The organism is Acidovorax delafieldii 2AN (genome assembly GCF_000175235.1).
GTDB classification, from domain to species: Bacteria; Pseudomonadota; Gammaproteobacteria; order Burkholderiales; family Burkholderiaceae_C; genus Acidovorax; species Acidovorax delafieldii_B.
The window spans coordinates 1-5,207 of record NZ_ACQT01000245.1; the positions used below are offsets into that span (position 1 = coordinate 1).

Here is a 5,207-nt window from a genome sequence, read left to right on the forward strand (position 1 = left end):
GGCGCAGGGGGCGCATGCCGTCCGCCACGGCCTGGCGGCGCAGCACGTCGATGGACGGCGCCTGGGTGATCTTGTCCTTGAGCGCCTCGCTCACCGTGAGCAGTTCGTAAAGACCCATGCGCCCCAGGAAGCCGCCCATGCGGCAGTCGACACAGCCCACCGGCTTGAAGGGCTGGTAGGTGCCAGTGATCTTCCAGGGCTTGACCACCTCGGCAAGCGTTTCGGGGGCGGCCGCGGGATCGGGCTGCTTGCACTGCTTGCACAGCGTGCGCACGAGCCGCTGGGCCAGCACGCCCAGCAGCGTGGCGTTGATCAGGTACGAAGGCACGCCCAGTTCCATCATGCGGGTGATGGCGCTGGGGGCATCGTTGGTGTGCAGGGTCGAAAACACCAGGTGGCCCGTGAGCGCGGCCTGGATGGCCATCTCGGCGGTTTCCAGATCGCGGATTTCGCCCACCATGATGATGTCCGGGTCCTGGCGCATCAGCGCGCGCAGGCCCTCGGCGAAGTTGAAGTCGAGTTGCGGCTGCACCTGGGTCTGATTGAAGCTGGGCTCGATCATTTCAATCGGGTCTTCCACCGTGCTCACGTTGACCTCTTCGGTCGCCACGCGCTTGAGGGTGGAATACAGCGTGGTGGTCTTGCCCGAGCCCGTGGGCCCCGTCACCAGGATGATGCCGTGCGGGCGCTTGACGAGCTGCTCCCAGCGCTGCGCGTCGTGCGGTGCAAAGCCCAGCGCATCGAGGTCCTTGACGGTGTTGTCGGGGTCGAAGATGCGCATCACCATCTTTTCGCCAAACGCCGTGGGCAGCGTGGACAGGCGCATTTCCACCTCGTCGCCGCGCTGGTTGCGCGTCTTGATGCGGCCGTCCTGCGGGCGGCGCTTTTCCACCACATCGATGCGGCCCAGCAGCTTGATGCGCGAGACCATGGCGTTGTGCACGCCCATGGGCATCTGGTAGACGGGGTGCAGCACGCCGTCGATGCGAAAGCGGATCACGCCCTGCTCGCGCCGCGGCTCCAGGTGGATGTCGCTGGCGCGCTGATCGAAAGCGTATTGCCACAGCCAGTCCACCACCTTGACCACGCCCTGGTCATTGGCGTCGAGTTGCTTGTTGCTCTTGCCCAGCTCCACCAGCTGCTCGAAGCTGCTGCCGCCCGAACTGCCCCCCGCCTTCTGCGCCGCGCGTACCGACTTGGCCAGCGCGAAGAACTCGGCCGTGAAACGGTGGATGTCCTGCGGGTTGGCCACCACGCGGCGCACCGTGCGGCGCGACTGGCGTTCCACCTCGGCCACCCAGTCGTCGATGAAGGGCTCGGCCGTGGCCACCACCACTTCCTTGGCCGTCACCTGCACCGGCAGCACCTTGTGCCGCTCGGCATACATCGCGCTCATGGCGTCGGCCACGCGGCCCACGTCCACCTTGAGCGGATCGATGCGCAGGTACTGCATGCCGGCGTGCTTGGCCAGGTATTCGGTCAGCGATTCGATATCGAGCGGCTTGCCATCGTTGGCCCGCGCCATGGACACGCTGGCAAGCCGCACCAGCGGATGCTGTGAGCTTTCAGCCTGCGAGCAGCGCGCAATGGTGCGCTGTGCCTCTTCGGGCGAAATCACGCCATCCGAGCGCAACCAGTCCACCATGCGGCGCCAGTCGAGCGGGCCGGCATGCAGGGCGACAGGGGCGGCGTGCCCGGCGGGGGCGGTGGAGGTTTTCATCGAAGGCCTCGAAAAGCGGAACAGGGCGCGCGTTGCGCCATCAACCGGCCACGGGTTTGAACACGCGCATCCATTTGGACGAAGGCAGATCCCAGCGCGCCTGGATGGCCTCGGCCCGCGCTGCCAGTTCGGTGCGCTTGGGCCGGCTGGGCGTGCGCTGCGCCAGCACCACGGTGTTGCCCTCGCGCGTGGGTTTGAAGGCCCACAGGGCGTCCTCGCCAAAAGCGCTGGCCATGCTCTGGAGGCTGCGCTCGAAGCTGGATGCACGGCCAAACAGGTTGACGGTCATGCAGCCGTCCTCGGTCAGCAGCGCGCGGCAGTCGGCATAGAAAGCAGGGCTGTCGAGCACGGGCGCCGCGGCCTCGTGGTCGTACAGATCGACGGCCAGGGCATCCACGGTGCCCTGCCACATCGGGTTGCGGATTTCCTCGGCCGCGTCGGCCAGCACCACGCGCAGCTTGGGACCGTCGGGCGGCAGCTTGAACCATTGGCGGCACACCGCCAGCACCTGGGGATTGAGTTCGATGGCCGTGGTGCACAGGCGCAGTTTCTTGTAGCAGAACTTGGTGATGGCCCCGGCCCCCAGCCCCAGCTGCATGGCGTGGCGCTTGGTCACGCTGGCGGGCTCGACAAACAGCAGCCAGGCCATCATGCGCTGCACATATTGCAGCTCGATCTCGAAGGGTTCGGCCACGCGCATGGAGCCCTGGATCCAGGGCGTGCCCAGGTGCAGGTGGCGCACCTCGCCGTCGTCGGAGACACTCACTTCGGGCAATTCGATCGCGGTCTTTTTATTGCGGGCCATTCACACCAATCCATGCCGGGCCAGCAGTTCGGCCCAGGCGGTCAATTTACGTTCAAAACTCCAGGATGCGTTGGCCGGGCTGGTGGACGGAAGCCGCTCCACCGGCACCCCCAGCAACGCCGTGCTGCGCGCATGCCTGAAACTCTCCCCCCCATTGTGGGCGATGGCCGCCAGCCGGGGGCAGCGCACGCGCAGGCTGGCGAAGTCGTTGACCTGCGCGTTGCGGATGCGGGTGTCCAGGCTGCCCACCCGCTCGCAACTGGCGTACACATCCCACAGCCCGAGGCCCCGCGCCAGCAACCAGGCGCAGCGCTGATCGTAGTGCTCCGCGCCGGGCAGCGGGTGCCGCGGCCAGAGCGCCTGCAGAATGCGCCAGAAATGGTTTTGCGGGTGGGCATAGTACTGCCCCGCCCGCAGAGAGGCCGTGCCCGGGAAACTGCCGAGCACCAGCACCACCGTGCGGTCGGACACCACGGGCGGCAGACCGACCAGCCTTTGCGCGGGGACGGTGGGCAGAGACGAAGGGGGTGCGGTGGCCATCAGGAGCAGGAGCGGAATTTTGGCAGCCTCGAAAGCCATCGAGATACTACTTTTTCAATAGCTATCAGCGCTTATTTATCAAGCGCCATAAGCACTTTTTACCATTATTTCCAGGCACTCCCTCCGGCGTGGCAACGCGTCCACTTCGTGCGCAAACTCGGACGCATCGAAGTGGCAATGGGTGTCTATCCAGCGGAGCACGCTGACCATCATGCAACCAAGCCCGGCAAACCTGCGCAAATCGTGCTAGCTTGAAACATCCTGTTTTCTGGCATGACGCCCCACGGAGCACACCATGGCCTCCGGCATTTTTCACCGCCTCGGCATGCTGCTGGCACAGCACCTTTCGCGCCCGCGCACGCACGCCCAGATGGGCATGCCCACCGATCGCCACCTGCTGGCGCAGTCCCTGCGCCCGGGCGACGTGCTGCTGGTCGATGGCAGCAGCCGGGTGTCGGGCGCCATCAAATACCTCACGCAATCCACCTGGTCGCACGCCGCTTTTTTTGTCGGGCCGCAATTGGGCGGCGAGGATGCGCAGGGCCAGCCCTACCAGTTGATCGAGGCCGACATGCTGCAAGGCGTGTGCAAACGCCCGCTGTCGCATTACCAGGGCTACCACACGCGCATCTGCCGCCCCAGCGCTCTGGGCGCCGCCGACCTGCAACGGCTGCTGGTCGACATCACGGGCAAGCTGGGCGAACAGTACGACCTGAAAAACATCTGGGACCTGGCGCGCTACCTGCTGCCTGCGCCGCCGGTGCCTGCCCGCTGGCGCAGGCACCTGATTGCGCTGGGCAGCGGCGACCCGACGCGGGCGATTTGCTCGTCACTGATTGCCGAGGCCTTCCAGAACGTGGGCTACCCGATCCTGCCCGCCATCACGCAGGAGTGCCGTATCGACCCGGCGCGCCACCAGGCAGTGGTACAGGAGATTTTTCACATCCGTGACCGCAGCCTGTTTGCGCCGCGCGACTTTGACGTATCCCCCTACTTCAACATCGTCAAGCCAGGTCTGACTGCGGATTTCGACTACACCCACATCCATTGGGCATAGAAGAAGGGCCCCACGCCAGTGAGCGCTCGACGTCGCCCAGCACCTGCTGCTGGCCGAAGCTGCGCGCCGACTCCCGCGCCCGCCAGTTGGAGCGGGCCTGGCGCAGCGTGGGTGCGGGGGGGTGCTACGCACAACCGCCTTGGCTTGCTTCATGCCCCGATGATGGCCGCAAACCTGACGCGCCGCCTGTTTGCTATCAACAAGACAGCATCAACCAGTGTCTCGTAAATCACAAGCGGCCCAAAACACCTCAGATCTTCTGCAGCAGGCTGGCCACGCGCGGCAGGGCAGCGCACGCGTTGGCGGTGGAGCTGTGCGCCAGGGCGTCCAGAGGCAGGCCGCGCAGATCCGCCACCACCTCGGCAATGCGGGGCAACTCGGCCGGGGCGTTGCGCCCCTGCGGCTGCCCCGTAGCCCGCTGCGCGGCCGTGGCGTAGAGCCAGTGCGGCGGAATATCGGGTGCGTCGGTCTCCAGCACGATGGCGGATTCGGGCAGCTCGGCCGCCAGCCGGCGCAGCTGCATGGCCCGGTCATAGGTCACAGCGCCGCCAAAACCGAGCTTGAACCCCAGCGCGATGAACGCCTGGGCCTGTTGCAGGCTGCCATTGAAGGCGTGGGCGATGCCGCCCGGCACAGCGGTCTCGCGCAAGCCCTTGAGCAGCTTGTCTGCCGAACGGCGCACATGCAGGATCACCGGCAGGTCAAACCGGCGCGCCAGCTGCAGCTGCGCGCGGTAAAAGCGCTCCTGCTGCGCGGGGTCGAGGCCTGCCACAAAAAAATCGAGACCGATCTCACCGATGGCCACCAGGCGCGGGTCGTGGCGGTGCTGTTCCAGCGCCTGGGCCAGCAACGCCAGGTCGGCATCAGCCGCCCGCGCCGTGTACAGCGGGTGAATGCCCAGGGCATAGCTGTCGCCGTGGTGGTGCGCCAGTTGGCGCACGGCGTCCCAGTTGGCGCGCTCGACCGCCGGGATCAAGCAGTGCGCCACGCCTGCGGCAGCGGCGCGCTGGCGCACGGCATCGCGGTCGGGGGCAAACTCTGCGGCGTCGAGGTGGCAGTGCGTGTCGATCCAGGAAGGCATGCCG

5 protein-coding genes are annotated in these 5,207 nt (G+C 66.6%); 1 reads left to right on the forward strand and 4 read right to left on the reverse strand.

The genetic code is table 11. The annotated features are described in order from the left end of the window. From ACDELDRAFT_RS18805 to ACDELDRAFT_RS18815, 3 genes are all read right to left on the reverse strand, one after another. The coding region (locus ACDELDRAFT_RS18805; RefSeq protein ID WP_005799604.1) for a GspE/PulE family protein at positions 1 to 1,720 on the reverse strand (1,720 nt) is incomplete at its 3' end. Between the two features lie 40 nt (positions 1,721 to 1,760). Then, entirely contained in the window at positions 1,761 to 2,525 is a 765-nt protein-coding gene (locus tag ACDELDRAFT_RS18810; protein WP_005799605.1) for a hypothetical protein, read from the reverse strand. Beyond that, positions 2,526 to 3,065 (reverse strand): DNA-deoxyinosine glycosylase, encoded by a 540-nt coding sequence (locus ACDELDRAFT_RS18815; protein ID WP_040329900.1) that lies wholly within the window; start codon positions 3,063 to 3,065, stop codon positions 2,526 to 2,528. A 295-nt stretch (positions 3,066 to 3,360) separates the two neighbouring features. On the opposite strand from ACDELDRAFT_RS18815, the gene ACDELDRAFT_RS18820 reads away from it, so the two are divergent. Further along, positions 3,361 to 4,122, forward strand: a complete 762-nt coding sequence (locus ACDELDRAFT_RS18820; RefSeq protein WP_005799608.1) for a hypothetical protein — start codon at positions 3,361 to 3,363, stop codon at positions 4,120 to 4,122. Between the two features lie 250 nt (positions 4,123 to 4,372). On the opposite strand, the gene ACDELDRAFT_RS18825 is transcribed toward ACDELDRAFT_RS18820, so the two are convergent. Beyond that, positions 4,373 to 5,203, reverse strand: a complete 831-nt coding sequence (locus ACDELDRAFT_RS18825; RefSeq protein WP_005799609.1) for a TatD family hydrolase — start codon at positions 5,201 to 5,203, stop codon at positions 4,373 to 4,375. Positions 5,204 to 5,207 lie beyond the last annotated feature (4 nt).